The following is a 16,390-nucleotide window of genomic DNA, read 5'->3' as shown; positions in this document are numbered from 1 at the left end:
GCAGGCCTTTTGGCCCGTCATTTTGACGTTAAACGAGGACATTCTCCCCGCTCATATAGACATAGACTTCCTGAAATTTTCCGTCGCGCATGCGCCAGAAATTTGTGTTGTTTAACAACGTGACATTACCGTCCGCGTCCGTCAGCTCGGCCACAAAACTGGCGGCGATCCGGCCATTGGCTTCGTCAACAGTGCAGGTAAAATCACGGTGAATAATGGTTTCATAGGCACCAAAAAAATCCTCAAACATACGTTTGATTTCCGCCTTGCCTGCATGACGCGTAAAGCTGGTCTGGACGCAGAATAGAGCCTCATCGTGGAAGCACGCCAGCGTAGCATCCATATCTTTCGCATCGACATTGCCAAAATAGGTTTTCGTCGCAAATTCGATTAGTTCTGCACGAGAAGGGCCAGGTTCATACTGCATCAGGCGTCTCCCTCTTTGAGCAGATTGTCGCCGCTCATATAAACGAAAACATGCTGGAACAGCCGGTCCTTGCAATAGAAGCGGTTGCAGTTCTCATAACGCAATTGTTCACCACCATTGGGCGTGATCAATACCGTGAATTGCGAACAGATCGTATTGGTATCGGGGTCAGCGGTATGAACAAAGTTGCCATGCCAAATGGACTCAAAATCCGTGAACAGCTTTTCAAACATAGCTCTAATGGCATCGCGACCTTCATGAATCGTATTGGATGTCGCTTCATGCAAAATCGCGTCTGGTGCAAAACAGCTAAGTACCTGTGTCATATTCTTGTTATCGACACCGTCAAAATAGCGCTTGGTCACGATATCGACGTAAAAGGGATAGGGCAGCGGCACTTGTCCTGCCATGCCGGGGGTCCAGTCAGCCATTAATACCATCCTTTTCTGATATCATCGTCTTTGGGCACTTCGGGCGCAGGAAACGCTTTTTTGCTGTGGGTGAGCCCAAGTTCGATCAACGTTTCCAAAAACTTGTAGGCGACCTGTCCGGGGTTCAGCACCGGGATCGGCATGTTGTCATCAAGATATTTTGCCGACTGGTGCATGGTTGTTGAACCGAGTACGATCACATCCGCACCATCCTCTTCCATTGCTGCCGTCGCTTCGGCCTTCAGTTTGTCGAAGATCACCTCTTCTTTGCCAGCAAGCAATTCGGTCACGTCGGGCCGCGTATCTATGGATCGCAGTGAAGCCACACGATCCCACCAGCCATATTCGTTCAACGTCTTCTCGTAGAGCGGGAACCACTCCGGCCACATAGTCAGCACGGTAAATTTCTTGCCCAACATCATTGCAGCCGCAAAAGCCGCCTCCCCGGGACCGACGACGGGTATGGAAAGACGAGATCGCAAGGCTCTCATGCCACTATCACTAACGGTATCAATCAGGACACCGGCATAACCTTCTTCTTCGGCTTTGATGCCAGCCTGAAACACAGTCCAGTCCATCAACATGGTATCATGATAGCTGTCACCCAAAGCTGCACCCCAAGGTACCGCCACAAATTCAGGTACAAATCCGTCGCGAACGAAATCAGCAGGCAATTGTTCCGCGCGGGCAGCAACACCGGCTTCATCCATTGGGATCGGAACGATGACTTTTATACGATATGTTTCAGGCATAGCGATTGACAATTCCCTCCCAGCAACCTCTATTGTATACAATTCATACCCGTCAAGGAGAAATTGGTTTCCACTATCAATCTTGTTTGGCCATCTTGTCCGCAAACAAATTTGAGGTAATGTGTTAGATATGAGCCGCGCATCTGAAACTGCTTATCAAAAAATACGCTCCTTCATCCTGCAGGGAGAGGCAGTGCCTGGTATGCAATTGACGGAGGAAAAGCTGTCTGAAATCTCGGGCGTCTCGCGAACGCCAGTAAGAGATGCCGTCCGCAGGCTAGAAAACGAGATGCTGGTTATCCGCAGCGCATCCAAACGCCTTTCGGTAGCGGATTGGTCCGAAGGCGAGGTCGACGAGATGTTCACCCTTCGGGCAATGCTGGAGGCGCATGCAGCAGCTCGTGCGGCACGGCGGATTGACGGCGATGCATTAAACGCGTTGCGCGGCATCAACGATGAACTCAAACGGGCAATTAAAAAGTCACCACCTGACGTAACGGCCTTTCTTGAAGCGAATCGGCGCTTTCATGATCTGATATTGGAATGCGCGCAATCACCGCGCCTGAGCAAGCTGATGCCGGCGTTGGTCGAACAGCCGGTGGTTCGGCGGACCGCCCAACAATATTCAAAAACACAGCTTCATCAGTCAGCTGTTGATCATGACGAGCTTATCGCTGCTTTTGCCGCCAAGGATGCAGACTGGGCAAAATCGGTTATGACGAGTCACATTCGCAGAGCGTTTCATTCATTTAGTGTTACCGCAACACCGAAATCTTGATGCTTCAAATGATACCACGTTCCCGAAGGTCGCTGATCTTGGCGCTGTCCATACCCAGCAATTCTCCATAAATCGCTTCGTTATGGGCCCCCAGATCAGGGCCGATCGTTTCGACGCCGCCAGGGGTATCGGACAATTTCGGCGCGACATTCTGCATAACGAAATTTTCATGCTGGGGATGATCCATTTTTACCAATGCATCCCGCGCTTTAAAATGCGGGTCCGCCAGCATTTCCGGCGCACGGAAGATATTACCCGCCGGAACGCCATTGACTTCGCACAGGTCCAACACTTCCTGACTGGTCAAAGTCCGTGTCCAGACGTTGATCAGGTCGTCCAGTTCAGTCTGGTTTTCACCTCTCGCAACATGGGTGGCATAACGAGGGTCATCGCCCAGTTCCGGTTGCTCCATCATCGCCGACATGCGTTTCCAGACGCTATCCTGATTGCCGCCGATCAGGACGCTTCCGTCTTTGGTCTCATACACGTTGGATGGCGCTATTTTCGGCAGAATAGAACCGGTTCTTTCACGAATATGACCCGCAACTGTATATTCCGCGACGGTCGATTCCATATTGGCCAAAACTGCTTCGTAAATTGCCGAATCAACGACTTGGCCTTTGCCAGTCACATGCCGATGGTGCAGCGCCATCATTGCGCCAAGACAGGCATAGGTTGCCGCCAGAGAATCACCGATCGACAAACCGGCGCGACTTGGCGGACGGTCGGGTTCGCCGGCAATATAGCGCATACCACCCATTGCCTCTCCGATAGAACCATAGCCTGCGCGCGAGGCATAAGGACCTGTCTGCCCATAGCCGGAGACGCGGATCATGATCAGCGTTTCGTTGATCGCGCTTAACTGATCATAGCCCAGGCCCCATTTTTCCATCGTGCCTGGGCGGAAATTTTCCAGCAGAAAGTCACTTTTCCCGACCAGTTTTTTTACAATCTCCTGACCTTCTTTTTCGCGCAGGTTAAGCGTGATCGACTTTTTATTTCGCCCGACAACCGAGAACCAAAGCGGTATCCCCTGCCCCCAGCTGCGCATTGCATCACCGACCTTTGGGGGTTCGATCTTGATTACTTCCGCGCCATGATCACCCATTAGCTGACCGCAAAATGGTCCAGCAATAAGCTGCCCCATTTCAATCAATCGTAGCCCGGCCAGTGCCCCTTGCGCCATTAAAAAACCTCCTGCATGATGCTTTTGCTATACAAAGCACAATATGGATTGTATACAATTTCTATGGCTCATGAAAACCCCATATCTGTCGATATCGTCGAAGTCGGTCCGCGTGACGGACTGCAGAACGAGCCGGATATCATATCGACCGCGGACAAGCTGGGGCTGATCAATCACATGATCGACGCCGGTATCCGCCGGATGGAGGTCGCGAGCTTCGTCCATCCCAAGCGTGTCCCGCAAATGGCAGACGCCGAGACCGTTATCGCTGGCCTTCCTGATCGTGACGACATGTCCTATATCGGCCTGTGCCTCAACAAGCGCGGCGTCTTGCGCGGACTTGCGACGAAAGAAGGCGGTAAGCGCGGAATTGATGAAGCCGGCTGTGTGATCGTCGCAAGCGATACTTTCGGTGAGAAGAACCAGGGCCAGACCATTGAACAGGGCATAAGGGAGAATCGCGAGATGATCCGCTTTGCCAAGGGGGAAGGCTTAAAGGCGCAGGTTACGATCTCGGCCGCCTTTGGTTGCCCCTTTGAAGGCCATGTCCCGCCTGAGACCGTGCTGAATATCGCAAGTGAAATGGCCGAGGAAGAACCGCTCGAAATTGCGCTAGCCGACACAATCGGGGTCGGTGTGCCCGGACAGGTCGAGGATTTGTTCGGGCGTCTCAGCGAAATTTTATCCGACCATATCACGATGCGCGCGCACTTTCATGACACGCGCAATACTGGAATCGCAAATGCCTGGGCAGCGGTCCGGTCGGGTGTTTCTACGCTCGATGCCAGTCTTGGCGGTCTCGGTGGCTGCCCGTTCGCTCCTAACGCCACCGGCAACATAGCGACCGAGGACTTGATCAACCTGCTCGACCGTTCCGCGATCGGGCATGGCGTCGATTTAACGAAAGCCATCGCCACCAACCAGTGGTTTGAAACAATAATGAAACGGCCGTTGCCATCGCTTGTCGCAAGAGCCGAAGCCTGAATGCATAAATTACAAGAGAGAGAATGATATATGGGGTATCGACTAGGCGTTGATGTCGGGGGAACCTTTACCGATCTATTGCTGTTCAATGATGAAACCGGACAATTCTGGCGCACCAAAACACCGTCCACTCCCCACGATAGCTCCGAAGGTATCTTGAACGGCGTGAACGCCATTTGTACCGATGCCGACGTGCAAGCCAGCGAGATCGAATATTTTCTCCACGGGACAACTGTCGCCACCAATGCCGTTCTGGAAGGGAAAGGCGCAAAAGTCGGCCTTATAACCACCGAGGGCTATCGCGATATCATGCAGATTGCGCGGAGCTTTGTGCCCGGTGGTCTTGCTGCCTGGATTATCTGGCCAAAGCCGCAGCCGCTAGCGGCGCTGGAAGACACTGTGACCGTGAAAGAGCGCATGGATGCCGATGGTAACGAAGTCCGCCGGCTGGATGAAAGCAGCGTTTCCGAAGCCATCACACATCTGAAAAATCAGGGTGTGGAAGCCGTCACGGTGTCGCTAATGAACGCCTATACCAATGGCGCGCACGAAAGCCGGATTGGCGAGATGGTCGCGGCTGAAATGCCGGATGTCCCCTATTCGCTAAGCCATGAGGTGCTTCCTGAGATGCAGGAATATGAGCGGACCTTGACCACGGTTGCCAATGCAGCGGTGCGGCCCGTCGTGGGCCACTATGTCTCAAATCTGCGATCCAAGCTCGCTGACGCCGGAATGGCAGGACGCTTCTCGCTGTTACGCTCGGACGGCGGCCTAATGTCTTCACAGAAGGCGGAAGAGCATCCGGTCAACATTCTGATGTCCGGTCCCGCTGGCGGCGTTACTGGTGCTGTCTGGGTGGCAAAAAATGCAGGTCTGAAAAATATCCTGACGCTCGACGTTGGCGGCACCTCCACCGATGTGGCGCTCATCGAAAATCTGGAACCGAGGCGGGTGCGAACGACTGAAGTCGGCCATTTGTCGGTACGCGCTTCTTCGCTGGACGTGAAAACAGTCGGCGCTGGCGGCGGTTCGATTGCCTATGTGCCGGAACTAACCGGAGCTTTGCGCGTCGGTCCGCAATCGGCAGGTGCGGTGCCGGGGCCGGTCGCCTATGGCAAAGGCGGCGAAGAACCGACGGTTACAGACGCCAATGTTGTTCTTGGGTATTTGCCGGAAAACTTGCTCGGCGGCTCTTTCCAACTCGACCGCGAAGGTGCCAAGAAATCGGTTCAAAAAATCGCCGATGCACTGGGCATTGACCTAATGTCAGCTGCGCGCGGCATAATCGATATTGTAAACGAAAATATGTTCGGCGCACTTCGAATGATCTCGGTCCAACAAGGCTATGATCCTCGCCACTTCGCCCTCATGGGTTTCGGCGGAGCAGGACCACTGCACGTTAACGCGGTTGCCAAGCTGATGGGCAGCTGGCCAGCGGTATCGCCGGTATCTCCCGGTGTACTCTGTGCGCTCGGCGACGCAACCACGCGGATGCGTACAGAAACGGCGCGCTCTTTCTCTCGCCTTGCAACCACGACGAAAGCATCCGAGCTGATCGCGATCCTGAAGGAAATGGCCGATCAAACCCGCGCGGAATTACTATCTGATGGCGTTGCGGAGGCAGACATTACCAGCGAGTTTGAAGTTGATGTGCGCTATGCCGGACAGGCTTTTGAGGTGCCATTGACTATCACACCGGAAGTGCTGGATCACGATGGGATTAACGGCATTTTGGCCCGCTTTGACGAAGAGCATCACCGCCTCTTCACCTTTAACATGGATACACCGCATGAGATTGTGAACCTGCGCGCCGTGGCTCTGGGGCAATCACTCAATTTACCAGCCGCCGAGTTACCAAAGGGTAATGGCGACCCATCGGATGCCAAAATCCGCGATCATAAATTGTGGATGGATGGCGCAGAACAGGACGGGGCGATTTACGATCGTGCCAAACTCAAACAGGGTGATGTCATAACTGGGCCGGCGATCGTTGTGGAGATGGACTCGACGACTCTCATCGAAACAGGCTGTGTCGGTGAAGTGGATGCAGTCGGCAATATCCTTATCAATCTGGCGGAGGGACAATAAAATGCCTGCAACAATCATTGAAACCAATGACACGCCGTTTGAGAAAATCGACATAGATCCGGTTACACTCGACATTATCGAAAACGCCCTGCGTAATGCGCGCATTGAAATGGACGCGACACTGGTTCGCACGGCCATGTCTCCCGGCATCAGGGAACAGGGCGATGCTTTCCCGCTGATCGCAGACCACACCGGCAAGATGATCGTTGGCCAGTTCGGCAGCTTTATCGATGGCTTCCTGCGGCAATTTGACGGCACGCTGGAAGACGGTGACATGATATTCCTGTCCGATCCCTATAGCTGCGAGGGTGCGGTTAGCCACAATAACGACTGGCTGATTTTGCTGCCGATATTCAAGGATGGTCGGTTGATTGCCTATACCGCAATGTTTGGACACCAATCTGACATTGGCGGCAAGGTTGTCGGCTCCATGCCGATTGACGCCAAGTCCATCTTTGAAGAAGGCGTGCGTATTCCGCCGGTGAAAATCTGGAAAAAGGGCGAGTATAACGAGGATCTGATGAAGCTTGTCATGCACCAGACGCGCAAGCCGGATTGGTGTCAGGCGGATCTCAACGCGATTATCGCATCCTGCCGCGTAGCCGCCCGGCGCGTCATCGAAATGGCAGAACGATTTGGTGACGATGTCTACGTTTCTGCAACGCAAGAGTTGCTGGCGCGCAATCACAGGGCGATGAAAACCCTTATTGGCCAGGCAATTGGTGAAGAGCCGGTCAGTTTTGAAGACTATATTTGTGACGATGGCATTGGTGCCGGTCCTTACAAGATCAAATGCACGATGCGGCGGGAAGGCGACAAGGTCATCCTGGATTTTGAAGGGACAGACCCGCAAAGCGGGGCTTCGATCAACTTTTTCCTTAACGAAAATATGTTCAAGATGTTCTTCGGCATCTACATGATCATGGTTTTCGACCCGCAAATCCTGTTCAATGACGGTTTCTATGATCTGATTGATGTACGGATTCCTGAGGGGTCACTCCTTAAGCCGAAATTCCCCGCTGCATTATCGGGTCGCACCCATGCGCTTGGCCGGATTTTTGACATATTGGGCGGTTTATTGGGGCAGAAGACGCCGGAATTCCTCAATGCCGCTGGCTTCTCGTCTTCACCGCATCTATTCTATTCCGGCAATGACAAGAAAGGTGACTGGTTTCAGCTCTTTCAGATTGGTTTTGGCGGCATTCCGGGACGGCCGCTGGGTGATGGACCGGATGGGCATTCGCTATGGCCCGGCTTTACCAATGTGCCGAACGAGTTTCTGGAGCGCTATTTCCCGCTGCGGATTGAGCGCTACGAGACAGCACCGGATAGCGGCGGAGCGGGGCTGCATCGTGGCGGTAACGGTATCTACCTCACCTATCGCTTCCTCGCATCCGGCACGATCTCTATCCATGATGACCGCTGGTTCGTTCCGCCATGGGGCGTGAATGGCGGTGAGCCGGGCAAGCGTGCGCGGAAAATTCTGGAGAAAGAGGATGGCAGCAGCACCATCATCGGGAACAAAGTTGAGGAAGTCACCGTGGAAGAGGGTGATCAGTTGCACTTCATCACCTGGGGCGGCGGCGGATGGGGGAGCCCGCTGGAGCGCGATCCCGAGCTGGTAGCCCTGGAAATCCGCCAAGGACTGGTCACGGTTGATGGCGCGCGCGAATATGGCGTGGTCGTCGCGGATGACGGAAAAGTTGACACAGGCGCTACGGAAAGGTTGCGTGCCGATATGGCAAACCGGATCATCGAAACCGACAGCCCGTTTAACTTCGGACCGGATATCGAAACGCTGCGCACCAACTGTCTGGAGGAAACCGGCCTACCCGCGCCCGTGCAACCGGGACATGCCGCCGCATAGCCACCCATCCTTCTGCTAGTGGACTTCCCCCTTGCCGCCGATCATCACGGCGGCAAGGGAGAGCTTTGCACATGAGCATTTTGGACAATTTCAAACTGGAAGGTGACGTTGCGGTTGTCACCGGCGCTGGCAAGGGTATTGGCCGCGCCATCGCGCTGGGTCTGGCGGAAGCCGGCGCGGATGTGGCGCTGGCCGCCCGAACGGCAGGCGATCTGGAAGCCGTGGCGGAAGAGATCCGCGCGCTGGGTCGCAGGGCGATAACCGTCGCCACCGATGTCACCGACATGGCGGCGCTCGAACATCTGGCCGAACGGACCGTCGAAGAGCTGGGCAAACTGACAATCTGGGTCAGCAATGCCGGCGGATTGCCCGATGGTACGCCCCGCTATCTCACCAAAACACCAGAAGCCAACTGGGATGCACAGATTGACCTCAACCTCAAAAGCGTCTGGATGGGTGCTGTCGTCGCCGCCAAACATATGCAGGATGACGGCGGCGTGATCATCAATACCTCGTCCCGCGCGTCCTTTGGCGGACAGATTAAGAACGGACCTTATGGCGCATCCAAGGCGGCGGTGAACAGCCTGACCAGCACCCTGTCGCTCGAACTCGCCCCGAAAATCCGCGTCAATGCGGTAGCGCCCGGCCCGATCCCAACCGAGAATTTTGACGAATCCATGGGGGTAAAATCCGAAGAGGACCGCGAGAAATTGCTCAAGCATATTGGCATCCCGTTGCAGCGCTATGGCACCGAAGATGATATTGCCGCCGCCGTCATCTATATGGCCTCGCCTGCCGCCAGCTGGGTCACCGGCCAATGCCTGTTCGTGACCGGAGGTCGGTAGCAAAGGAAAGATTGCAGGGATCCGCCAAACTGGGCTAGCATCTATAAAACAATAGATTGCAGCGCGCTTGAACAATATATTTCCGATATTCCAGTTTCTGAAAGACAAGACCGAGACCGGTCTGGACTGCACCCTTGTGACGCTGACGGCGGTCACAGGCGCCTCCACCCGCAATCCCGGCGCGCATATGGCAGTCGCAGCGGATGGAAGTGCCGCGGGGTCCTTTTCCGGCGGTTGCATCGAAACGGCGGTGATCGCGGAAGCCATCGATTGCATCAGCGCAGGTGCACCACGCGAGGTCCGCTTTGGCGCGGGTTCGCCCTATCTCGACATTCGCCTTCCCTGTGGTGGCGGTATCGATTTGCTTTTTACGCCCTTGCCAGATGCGCAGGCCGCAACAGAACTACATAATGCAGTCGAGGAACGACAGCCCTTCACCATCAGCATGGACCGCGAAACAGGGGCGCTAAGCTGTACGCCAGCCGAACAGGGTCAAGCCGTTATCAGCGCAGGATCATGGGTCCATGTCAATCATGTCCCTCCCGCGAAAATCGTGATCCTCGGCCATGGCGCAGTGGTGGAGAATCTCGCCAGTCTCACGGCATCCTATGGACTCGACTGCGAAATATTGTCGCCTGATACCGACATAGTGGCACGTGTTACCGAACAGGGCGGTACCGTCAGTCTGCTAAAAACCCCGGCGGCGACTGACCATTATCAGGCCGACCCATGGACCGCCTGTGTCTTCTATTTTCACGACCATGACTGGGAAGCGGAGCTGATGAAACAGGCGCTGGAATCACCAGCCTTCTACATCGGCGCGATGGGCAGTTTCAAAACCCACGATACGCGCAAGGCATTGCTGAGCGACATCGGCGTCGGCGACGAGGACATCAAACGCATGAAAGCGCCCATTGGTATCATCCCGTCCACGCGTGATCCGGCAACGCTGGCGTTATCCACGCTGACGGAGATAATCGAAACCTATCACAGCAAGTTCAGCCGGACGCATGGGCATATAGCACTATAGCGACTGCCTCAAAGAGATTGGCCGTCATCCACGACCATATCCGAGCCCGTCACCGATCTCGACGCGTCTGATGAAAAATAGAGCATCATCGCATCAAGCGACGCCATGTCCTGCAAACGGCGGCGGTGGAAACCCGCGATCTGCGCCTTGCCTCCGTCAGTCTGATACCAATCGCCTTGTATTTCGGTGGCGATATAGCCGGGATGGATGGTGTTCACATTGACCCCCTGCCGCACCCATTCGCGCGCCATATTTCGCCCCAAATGGGTTACGCCGGCTTTTGTCGCGGCATAGGCGCTGTCGCCATTGGCGGTCAGTCGGGAGGTTATCGAACCGACAATGGTGACACGTCCGTTTTCCTTCTCACGGCTGCCGTTGGCGATCAGACGTTTGGCCCCTTCCCGGGCGGCCGCATAAACACCCATGAAATTTGTGTTCACCAGCCGCTGCACGTCAGCCAGCGGCAGTTCGGTGGTTCGTCCCGGTTCACTGAACCCGGCATTGGCGACAATCGAATCCACCGTGCCATATTCTGCTTCTGCTGCATCATAGGCGGCGATGACGGATGTCTCATCCGTGACATCGAGAGGCACCGCCAATGCATTGCCGCCGGCTGCCACAATTTTCTCTGCTACTTCGGCCGTGCGATCCGTACGGCGCGCGCCCAGCACAACATTGGCACCTGCCGCACCAAATAATTCTGCGAAATGGGCGCCCAGTCCGGATGATGCCCCGGCGATCAGCGCGGTCCGACCTGCGAGTGAGAAGGGAATGTCCATAATTATCCTCTGGATGATGCGTTATCACAATAGGCTCTAGACCATCGCCATTGGCTCGGCCAATATCGCTTTGCATAGGGGCAAAAGGAAGAGGATAGACATGATCAATGCATCTCTGGATTATAAAGATAAAATAGTGTCCGTCATTGGCGGCTCCAGCGGAATCGGCAATGCCACGGCACAGGCTTTCCGGGAATGCGGTGCGGAGGTTCATGTCACCGGCACCCGTGCCGGGACCGATGACTATTCCAAGGACGAAGGCTCTGATCTGGAAGGCCTGCATTATGCGCAGGTCGATGCGGCCGACGACGTCGCCATTGCCGCCTATCGGCAGACTTTCGATCGTCTGGATGTGCTCATCTGTTCGCAAGGCATGGTACTTTACAAGAGGCAGGAATTTGAACCGGACAATTTTGCCAAGGTGATCCAGGTCAATCTCAACAGCCTGATGACCTTTGCCGGACAATTTCATGACCTGCTCAAAAAGGCACAGGGATCGCTGATCATCATCAGCTCGACCGCCGCCTTTCACGCGACCGTTGGCAATCCTGCCTATAATGCCTCGAAAACCGGGGCGATGGGATTGACCCGGACACTGGGCAAGGCATGGGCCCCTGATGGCATTCGGGTAAACGGCATTGCACCAGGCCTGATCGCCACCAAGATGACGGCGGTGACAACGGAAAATCCCAAACGCCGGGAGGCAACAATCCGGAATATTCCCGTTGGCCGTATTGGTGATCCTGAGGATATGGCAGGACTATCATTGTTTCTGGCCTCTCCACTCGCCAGCTATGTTGTCGGACAAACGCTGATCGCAGACGGCGGACTGTTGTTATAATGGTTCGCGGCAAGACCATGATCGCTGGATCGATCCTTTTGGGGCTAGCCATCGCGGGACCGGCGCAAGCAGAGGAGCGTGAAGGCTATCGCTATGATCAATATAGCGCCTCAACCGATTGCGGGGATCGCAAACCGCTTACGGAAAAAGAGCAGATGGGTTTGTCGCGATCTGGCGATATATTCCGCATCCTGACGATGACCGGAACCCAAGCGGAGAAAAACGAAACAGCTCATTGGATGGTCTTGGTTGTCGATGATACACCGCTAAACAAGGCAATGGATTTCCCGCCGGAGCGTTGCGCCAGCGCTGCCGTGATCCAAATGTCTGATGGCAGGGAGTATCGCGGTCTGCTGGAGTTTAAAGACACATCAGGCGAGACGGAACATCGCAGCCGTGCCTACCGCGTGTTATTTGAGCCGGACAGCCCCATCCCCGAATTGCGCTATGATTATGGCGGCTATCGCATCGACGGACATCTCAGCTATCCGGAACATGGCGACAAGCCTCGCCCGTTCGCCGGATGGTGGATCATAGTAGAAAGGTGATCAAGCGGGTTTGGGCGGCGTATCTGGAACGGCTCTGGCGGCATAGAGATAAGCCAGTATCGCCAGGGTCAGGCTCAATATCGTAATCCCGATAACCGCATAGTTCAGCGAAAGCGTGCCATGGTCCGGTGCCAAATTGTCGCTGATCGCTCCGGCCACGGCGGGGCCGATGAAATAGCCGAGAAAAGTCGCGGACAGACTGGCTATCGAGGAGGCTGTACCCCGCTCGGTCGGTGATACGGATGACTGCATCATCGCTATAGCCGGTCCTTGCGTGGATGAATGTACGCCATAGCCAACGGCATAGAGGATGAGTGCCAGGATCAAGTTATCGGTCAGCAGGCAAAGGCACAGCAGTGGCAGCGCGACCAGCACGACAATAGCACAATACCACGCCCGCCATTTCGGATTTCTGAGGGCCAGCTTGTCCGTCACATAGCCGCCTATGATCATCCCGGGAACGCCGCCCGCAATCCAGACAATACCCAGATAGATACCCACCTGCGACACCGGAATCTCGAAATTGCGGATCAGGATGGGTGCCAGCCAGATGGCAAAAGCATAAGAAGCCGTGACCGCCAGGGCGTTAGCCAGAGCCACGCGCATGAAGATCCGGTTGCGCCAGAGTGAAGCCATGGTTGTGGCGAAGGGTTCCTGCGTCGTCGCTTTGGTCGTTTCCTCGCCGGCTTCGGAGAACTGGCTGCGGTCCGGCTCTCTGACCGTCAGATAGATCAGCACACCGAGCAGGACGCCCGGCAATCCGAGAATGATGAACGTCCAGCGCCAGCCATAGGCCTCTGCGAGCAGCCCGCCTGCGACAAAACCAACCACGGGACCGAGCACGGCACCGACCGAGAACACGCCCATTGCGCGTGACAATTCATGCGATTGGAAATAATTGGTCAGAATGGAAATGGCTGGGGGATTGCCACCGGCCTCTCCGACACCAACGCCCAGGCGGGCCAGGAACAGGGTCCAGAAACCCGTCGCAACACCGCATAGCGCAGTCATCAGGCTCCACAGACTTACCGCAACCGAGATCATTTTTTTGCGATTGGTCCGGTCCGCCAGACGGCCAGCCGGTATCCCCAATAATACATAGAAAAGAGTAAAGGCCGTTCCGGCCAGAAGACCGATTTGTGTGTCGGTCAGGACAAAGTCCGCTTTGATATCCTCGATCAGGATCGACATGACCATGCGATCGGTGATGTTGAACATATAGGTCAGCATCATCACAAACAGGATATAGTAGCGGTATATATTGCCCGTTGTTTTGCCCGGCATCGCGGCAGATTGCTGAACCATCCTTATCCCCTCCCTAGGGAAGAAGAGGGATAACGCGAAAAAGGGGGCGCAGCCAGAGCGGCAGCACCCCCTTTTGTGATAGGGTTATGGCGTTTGCCTTACTGTGCAGCGGTCAGTTTGACGTGCCGGCGCATGTGATGATCGACGCTGCCAAATTCGCTTTCGATGATCGACAACCGCTTGAAATAGCTGCCGACAGCCGTTTCATCGGTCACGCCCATACCGCCATGGGTCTGCACGGCCGACTGGCCGACAAAGCGGGCGGATTGCCCGATACGGACCTTGGCTGACGAGACCGCATGCTTGCGTGCCGCTTCGTCTTCATCCAGCTTGATTGTTGCCAGATAGGACATGGAAATCGACTGCTCATATTCCATGAACATATCGACCATGCGGTGCTGAAGCACCTGAAAGCTGCTGATCGGCACGCCGAACTGCTTGCGCTGTTTCGCATATTCCAGCGTCATCGCATGGGTTACCTGCATCGCACCGGTGGCTTCGGCGCAAACCGCCGCTGTCGCTTCATCGACAACCGTTTCAATCAGAGGCAGGCCATTGTCGAGCTCCCCGATCAGGGCATCACCCGGAACCGAAACATTCTCAAAATAGACTTCCGAAGCGCGGCGACCGTCAACGGTTGCATAATCGCGCAGACTGACGCCGTCAGCGTCCTTGGCAACGATGAATACCGACACACCACCTGCATCCGTCTGTCCGCCGGAGGTGCGCGCAGTAACCACCAAATGGCTCGCCCAAGGCGCGCCGATCACGACCGCTTTGTGGCCGTTGAGCGAGTAACCGTCGCCATCTTTCTTGGCTGTGGTCGTCAGGTTGGCCAGATCATAGCGGCCCTGCGGCTCGGCATAGGCAAAGGCGAAGACCTTTTCGCCGCCAATGATCGCGCTGAGATATTCTTCTTTCTGTGCCGCGGTTCCGGCATGTTTCAGGAAGCCGCCGGCACAGACCACGCTGGGAATGAATGGCTCGACCACCAGGCCTTTGCCAAATTCTTCCATGATCAGCATGGTTTCGACCGCACCGCCGCCAAAGCCGCCATCTTCTTCAGAGAAGGGCGCTGCCAGCATGCCCAGTTCGGCAAGCTGTGCCCAGAATTCCGGCCGCCAGCCAGATTCACTGGCGATCACGGCGCGGCGTGTATCCCAGTCATATTGTTCCCGAACCAGTCGTGAAATACCGTCACGAACCATATTCTGTTCGTCAGAAAAATTGAAATCCATAGTTTCGCTTTCTTATTATATTTGCGGGTTGGATCTAAAGTCCGAGGACCATTTTGGTGATGATGTTACGCTGAATCTCGTTCGACCCCCCGTAGATCGATGTCTTGCGCATGTTGAAATAGGTCGGTGCGGCGCTGTGCGCATAGTCCGGACCGATCGGGAAGTCGTTGGACCCATCCGCAGGGAAGCTACGGAAATCAGGCGTGCCATAATGGCCAACCGCTTCCAGCGTCAGTTCGGTCAGGCGCTGCTGAATTTCCGTACCCTTCACTTTCAACAAGGAACTTTCCGGGCCGGGACCTTTACCCGCCTGTTCACCGGCCAGCGTCCGTAGCTCGGTAATTTCCAAAGCTGCGAGATCAATTTCCAGCTGGCTGATCTTGGTGGCGAAACCCATGTCCTGAAGCAGTGGCTCACCATCAAGCATCTCATGCTGAGCAATTTCTTTCAGCTGCTCGACACCGCGCTTGGAACGGGCCACACCGGCAATACCAGAACGCTCATGCGCCAGCAGGAATTTCGCGTAGGTCCAGCCTTTATTCTCTTCGCCAATCAGGTTTTCCGCTGGCACGCGCACGTCGGTAAGCCACACTTCGTTGACCTCATAACCGCCATCGATCAGCTTGATCGGGCGGACTTCGATACCGGGCGTTTTCATGTCCACCAGAATGAAGCTGATACCTTGTTGCGGCTTGGGCGCATCGGGATCGGTGCGGCACAGGAAGAAACCCCAATCGGCATGCTGCGCCAATGTTGTCCATGTCTTCTGACCATTGATGATGTAATCATCGCCATCGCGCACCGCGGTTGTTTTCAGTGACGCAAGGTCTGAACCGGCGCCGGGCTCGGAATAGCCCTGACACCACCAGGTATTGCCGCTTTTAATGCCCGGCAGATGCTTGGCTTTCTGTTCTTCATTGCCAAATGTGTAGATAACCGGGCCAACCATGGCGACGCCGAAGGGCAGCGGCATAACCGCATTCACACGTGCATTTTCCTCTGACCAGATATAGCGCTGTGTCGGGGTCCAGCCGGTACCACCATATTGCTCAGGCCAAGCCGGAACGGACCAACCTTTTTCGCCGAGAATTTTGTGCCATGCGGTCATATCTTCAGGGCTCATATCGTCCTGAACCGCCGCACGTTCGATATTCTGAGGGTAATTATTCTCGATAAAGCTGCGCACTTCGTCGCGAAAAGCTTTTTCTTCTGCAGTGAACTCCAGGTTCATGACCGACTCTCCAATGATGAATTTGGCCGCAACATACGCCAAAAACCGCAGAAAACAAGC

General features: G+C 55.2%; 16 protein-coding genes. 8 read left to right on the top strand and 8 right to left on the bottom strand.

Annotation, left to right across the window (positions count from 1 at the left end; all coding sequences use genetic code 11):
* Positions 1-28: 28 nt before the first annotated feature.
* From AC6I9Z_RS05845 to AC6I9Z_RS05835, 3 genes are read right to left on the bottom strand one after another with little or no spacing between them, the layout of a single operon-like run.
* Positions 29-427, bottom strand: a complete 399-nt coding sequence (locus AC6I9Z_RS05845) for a nuclear transport factor 2 family protein (protein ID WP_109355209.1) — start codon at positions 425-427, stop codon at positions 29-31.
* Positions 427-858: a nuclear transport factor 2 family protein gene (locus AC6I9Z_RS05840; protein ID WP_461454234.1), complete on the bottom strand. Its 432-nt coding sequence runs from the start codon at positions 856-858 to the stop codon at positions 427-429. The genes AC6I9Z_RS05845 and AC6I9Z_RS05840 overlap by 1 nt, the downstream gene beginning before the upstream one ends.
* On the bottom strand, positions 858-1,610 hold the full coding sequence (locus AC6I9Z_RS05835) for an aspartate/glutamate racemase family protein (RefSeq protein WP_461454232.1): 753 nt from the start codon (positions 1,608-1,610) through the stop codon (positions 858-860). Before AC6I9Z_RS05835 ends, AC6I9Z_RS05840 begins: the two co-directional genes overlap by 1 nt.
* A 130-nt stretch (positions 1,611-1,740) precedes the next feature.
* Here AC6I9Z_RS05835 and AC6I9Z_RS05830 point away from each other — a divergent pair, with 130 nt between their 5' ends.
* Complete coding sequence (locus tag AC6I9Z_RS05830) at positions 1,741-2,388, top strand: GntR family transcriptional regulator (RefSeq protein ID WP_461454230.1); 648 nt, start codon at positions 1,741-1,743, stop codon at positions 2,386-2,388.
* A gap of 4 nt (positions 2,389-2,392) precedes the next feature.
* Here AC6I9Z_RS05830 and AC6I9Z_RS05825 read toward each other — a convergent pair whose 3' ends face one another.
* Positions 2,393-3,574 carry a CaiB/BaiF CoA transferase family protein gene (locus tag AC6I9Z_RS05825; protein WP_461454228.1) on the bottom strand — a complete coding sequence of 394 codons (1,182 nt, stop codon included), beginning with the start codon at positions 3,572-3,574 and terminating at the stop codon, positions 2,393-2,395.
* 63 nt (positions 3,575-3,637) lie between these two features.
* Here AC6I9Z_RS05825 and AC6I9Z_RS05820 point away from each other — a divergent pair, with 63 nt between their 5' ends.
* From AC6I9Z_RS05820 to AC6I9Z_RS05800, 5 genes are all read left to right on the top strand, one after another.
* The gene (locus AC6I9Z_RS05820; RefSeq protein ID WP_461454226.1) at positions 3,638-4,558 is read left to right on the top strand and encodes a hydroxymethylglutaryl-CoA lyase; all 921 of its coding nucleotides are present in this window, start codon (positions 3,638-3,640) and stop codon (positions 4,556-4,558) included.
* A 30-nt stretch (positions 4,559-4,588) separates the two neighbouring features.
* Positions 4,589-6,646, top strand: a complete 2,058-nt coding sequence (locus tag AC6I9Z_RS05815; protein ID WP_461454224.1) for a hydantoinase/oxoprolinase family protein — start codon at positions 4,589-4,591, stop codon at positions 6,644-6,646.
* Between the two features lies 1 nt (position 6,647).
* Positions 6,648-8,513, top strand: coding sequence for a hydantoinase B/oxoprolinase family protein (locus AC6I9Z_RS05810; protein WP_461454222.1), 1,866 nt, complete (start codon positions 6,648-6,650; stop codon positions 8,511-8,513).
* A 71-nt stretch (positions 8,514-8,584) separates the two neighbouring features.
* Entirely contained in the window at positions 8,585-9,358 is a 774-nt protein-coding gene (locus AC6I9Z_RS05805; protein ID WP_461454220.1) for an SDR family NAD(P)-dependent oxidoreductase, read from the top strand.
* 67 nt (positions 9,359-9,425) lie between these two features.
* Positions 9,426-10,388: an XdhC family protein gene (locus AC6I9Z_RS05800; RefSeq protein ID WP_461454218.1), complete on the top strand. Its 963-nt coding sequence runs from the start codon at positions 9,426-9,428 to the stop codon at positions 10,386-10,388.
* An 8-nt stretch (positions 10,389-10,396) separates the two neighbouring features.
* Here AC6I9Z_RS05800 and AC6I9Z_RS05795 read toward each other — a convergent pair whose 3' ends face one another.
* On the bottom strand, positions 10,397-11,167 hold the full coding sequence (locus AC6I9Z_RS05795; protein ID WP_461454216.1) for an SDR family NAD(P)-dependent oxidoreductase: 771 nt from the start codon (positions 11,165-11,167) through the stop codon (positions 10,397-10,399).
* 100 nt (positions 11,168-11,267) lie between these two features.
* On the opposite strand from AC6I9Z_RS05795, the gene AC6I9Z_RS05790 reads away from it, so the two are divergent.
* Together AC6I9Z_RS05790 and AC6I9Z_RS05785 are read left to right on the top strand one after the other, a co-directional pair.
* Positions 11,268-12,008, top strand: coding sequence for an SDR family NAD(P)-dependent oxidoreductase (locus tag AC6I9Z_RS05790; protein ID WP_461454214.1), 741 nt, complete (start codon positions 11,268-11,270; stop codon positions 12,006-12,008).
* On the top strand, positions 12,008-12,556 hold the full coding sequence (locus AC6I9Z_RS05785; RefSeq protein WP_461454212.1) for a hypothetical protein: 549 nt from the start codon (positions 12,008-12,010) through the stop codon (positions 12,554-12,556). Before AC6I9Z_RS05790 ends, AC6I9Z_RS05785 begins: the two co-directional genes overlap by 1 nt.
* On the opposite strand, the gene AC6I9Z_RS05780 is transcribed toward AC6I9Z_RS05785, so the two are convergent.
* The 3 genes from AC6I9Z_RS05780 to AC6I9Z_RS05770 all read right to left on the bottom strand — a co-directional run bounded on the left by AC6I9Z_RS05780 (position 12,557) and on the right by AC6I9Z_RS05770 (position 16,330).
* Positions 12,557-13,861 carry a spinster family MFS transporter gene (locus tag AC6I9Z_RS05780; protein ID WP_461454210.1) on the bottom strand — a complete coding sequence of 435 codons (1,305 nt, stop codon included), beginning with the start codon at positions 13,859-13,861 and terminating at the stop codon, positions 12,557-12,559.
* A 98-nt stretch (positions 13,862-13,959) separates the two neighbouring features.
* The gene (locus tag AC6I9Z_RS05775; RefSeq protein ID WP_461454208.1) at positions 13,960-15,099 is read right to left on the bottom strand and encodes an acyl-CoA dehydrogenase family protein; all 1,140 of its coding nucleotides are present in this window, start codon (positions 15,097-15,099) and stop codon (positions 13,960-13,962) included.
* Between the two features lie 34 nt (positions 15,100-15,133).
* On the bottom strand, positions 15,134-16,330 hold the full coding sequence (locus AC6I9Z_RS05770; protein ID WP_461454206.1) for an acyl-CoA dehydrogenase family protein: 1,197 nt from the start codon (positions 16,328-16,330) through the stop codon (positions 15,134-15,136).
* Positions 16,331-16,390 lie beyond the last annotated feature (60 nt).

The organism is Parasphingorhabdus sp., from assembly GCF_059726685.1.
Note: the sequence above shows the minus strand (reverse complement) of the source record. Positions and strands in the feature narration are given on the sequence as shown.